This is a genomic window from Vibrio sp. S12_S33, from assembly GCF_963889785.1.
In the GTDB taxonomy this organism is placed as follows: domain Bacteria; phylum Pseudomonadota; class Gammaproteobacteria; order Enterobacterales; family Vibrionaceae; genus Vibrio; species Vibrio aestuarianus.
In genome coordinates, this window is sequence record NZ_CAWPQZ010000365.1 from 1 (window position 1) to 255 (window position 255).

General features: G+C 46.3%; 1 pseudogene. It reads right to left on the reverse strand.

Annotated elements, in window-relative coordinates:
• Positions 1-255: pseudogene (locus tag AACW06_RS20475) on the reverse strand (IS1 family transposase); the annotation flags it as partial.

The following is a 255-nucleotide window of genomic DNA, read 5'->3' on the forward strand; positions in this document are numbered from 1 at the left end:
AGCAAAGCGAGCAACGAGCGCAGAGCATCCGTACTACAGCTACCAAATGCGTGAGCAATGATGCGCTTATAGCGAGGCTACCAAGCATACCAAAGCCAGCGGCGATTTTTCTTTTTACCTACGAATGGCCATTGCTCATCAACTTCATAGATTAGAGAGATGTTTGCTTTATCGAAGGGTATAGAGGTCACTTGCCTTGGCCAGAGTTTTTTAAAGTGCGTAACACGGTGTTGTAGCCAACTTTTAAGACACGGC